The sequence below is a fragment of the Bacillus sp. SIMBA_026 genome (assembly GCF_046535335.1).
GTDB lineage: Bacteria > Bacillota > Bacilli > Bacillales > Bacillaceae > Bacillus > Bacillus velezensis.
Map to the genome: position 1 here is coordinate 1 of NZ_JAWRWX010000065.1, position 346 is coordinate 346.

General features: G+C 52.6%; 2 tRNA genes. Both read left to right on the forward strand.

The features are described 5' to 3' along the window. The first annotated feature begins 83 nt into the window (after positions 1-83). A tRNA-Leu gene (locus SB847_RS20685) sits at positions 84-167 on the forward strand. 9 nt (positions 168-176) lie between these two features. Beyond that, a tRNA-Gly gene (locus SB847_RS20690) sits at positions 177-251 on the forward strand. The last annotated feature ends 95 nt before the right edge of the window (positions 252-346 follow it).

Here is a 346-nt window from a genome sequence, read left to right on the forward strand (position 1 = left end):
CCATTAGCTCAGTTGGTAGAGCATCTGACTTTTAATCAGAGGGTCGAAGGTTCGAGTCCTTCATGGCTCACCATGTTTTTCTTGCGGATGTGGCGGAATTGGCAGACGCGCTAGAATCAGGCTCTAGTGTCTTTACAGACGTGGGGGTTCAAGTCCCTTCATCCGCATTGCCAAACGCGGAAGTAGTTCAGTGGTAGAACATCACCTTGCCAAGGTGGGGGTCGCGGGTTCGAATCCCGTCTTCCGCTCCAACTATACTATACCATCCATGCCGGGGTGGTGGAATTGGCAGACACACAGGACTTAAAATCCTGCGGTAGGTGACTACCGTGCCGGTTCAAGTCCG